The organism is Methylobacterium oxalidis, assembly GCF_007992195.1.
In the GTDB taxonomy this organism is placed as follows: Bacteria; Pseudomonadota; Alphaproteobacteria; order Rhizobiales; family Beijerinckiaceae; genus Methylobacterium; species Methylobacterium oxalidis.
In genome coordinates this window covers 1-1,637 of sequence record NZ_BJZU01000275.1, presented here as the reverse complement: position 1 = coordinate 1,637, position 1,637 = coordinate 1, and the positions used below count along the sequence as shown (strand labels likewise).

The 1,637-nt window shown below is 67.0% G+C and carries 2 protein-coding genes; one reads left to right on the top strand and one right to left on the bottom strand.

What is annotated here, in order from left to right:
• Positions 1–598, top strand: a 598-nt coding sequence (locus tag MOX02_RS30510) for an NAD-binding protein (protein ID WP_174804991.1), incomplete at its 5' end; no start/stop codon positions are given.
• Positions 599–712: 114 nt separating this feature from the next.
• On the opposite strand, the gene MOX02_RS30505 is transcribed toward MOX02_RS30510, so the two are convergent.
• A partial coding sequence (locus MOX02_RS30505) for a putative bifunctional diguanylate cyclase/phosphodiesterase (protein WP_147029494.1) occupies positions 713–1,637 on the bottom strand: 925 nt, incomplete at its 5' end.

Genomic DNA, 1,637 nt, shown 5'->3' with positions numbered 1-1,637 from the left:
CGAACGCAAAGGGGTGGCGGCACCTCCTATCACCACCAGATCCACCCGCCGGCGTGGTCACGCCGTGGTGGTCGGCTACGGCCGGGTCGGCAGCAGTATCATCCAGGCGCTGCAGACCTGGGACCTGCCCTACGTGGTGGTGGACCGCGACCGGCGCCGGGTCTTGGATCTGCGCGCGGAAGGCATTCAAGCCGTGTTCGGCGACGCCACGGCCCCTGGCATTCTGGAGGCGGCTGACATCAGCAAGGCGAGCCTACTCGTCATTGCAACGCCTGACGCCCACCAGGCACGGCGGCTCGTCGAGATCGCGCGAGAGGCTAATCCGAAGATTGACACGGTGGTGCGCACTCACAGCGACGCCGAGCGCCGGCACCTTGAGGAAGATAAGGTCGGCCTCGTCTTGATGGGCGAGCGGGAGCTCGCGCTCGGCATGACGCTCTACGCGTTGCGCAGCCTCGGCGTGAAGGAAGGCGAGGCCCGCCTGTTCGTTGACACCAGTCGGACGGAGAGCCAGGTCGCGTCGTCAGTGATCTCAGAGCCAGACAAGGGGGCACCCGAACTGCGTCACCAGCACGATGACGAGCCACCGACACCTTGAGCTTAAGTCCATACAGCACCACGCTCTAGAGTGCAGCTAGGATCAGTTCGGGGCATCGATCGCGCGCTTCGTGCTCTCCGAGCTGCACATTGAGTCGTGAGGGCAAAGCTCGACCTACGCGGCGGCCACTGATTGATCCGGCTTTAACTGATTACCGTGCGTGAAGCGCGCGAACTGCTCGATCGCGGCCGGCCGGCCCATCAGGTAGCCCTGGGCCGCCTGGCAATCCTCGGCGGCGAGGAAGCGCAGCTCGGCGTCCGTCTCCACGCCCTCAGCCAGGACCGGCAGCCCGAGGCCGCGCCCCAGGCCCAGCATCGAGCGCACGATGGCGGCCGTCTGCTCGTTGGCATCCACCGAACGGATGAAGGAGCCGTCGATCTTGATCTTGTCGAACGGATAGGCGCGCAGGTTCGATACAGACGAGTATCCGGTGCCGAAATCGTCCATGGCGATCCGCACGCCGAGCGCCTTGAGCTGGCGCAGCGTCGACTGGGCCCGGGACGGATCGCGGATCAGCGCCGTCTCGGTGATCTCGATCTCGAGGCGTTCCGGCTTCAGCCCCGTCCGGAACAGGCTCTCGTGAACGAGCTGCACGAAGTGCGGCGCGTGGATCTGAACGGCCGACACATTGACGGCCACGGTAAGGGGATTGGTCCAGGTCGCGGCCTCCCGGCAGGCTTCCCGCAGCACCCACTCGCCGATCTGCAGGATGACGCCGCTCTCCTCGGCGATCGGGATGAAGACGGCGGGCGAGATCGCGCCGCGCTCGGGATGCCGCCAGCGCAGGAGAACCTCGAACCCGGTCACGGACCCGTTCCGGACGTCGGTCTGAGGCTGGTAGACGAGGTGCATCTCGCCGCGGGCGACGGCGTGGCGCAGATCGTGCTCGAGGAGGCGGCGCTCCCGCACCTGCGCGCCCATCTTCGCCTCGAAGAAGCGGTAGGTGCCCCGGCCCTCCGATTTCGCCCGGTAGAGGGCGGTGTCGGCGTAGCTCAGGAGCATGGCCCGCTCGGTGGCGTCGTCGGGGTAGAGTGCGATG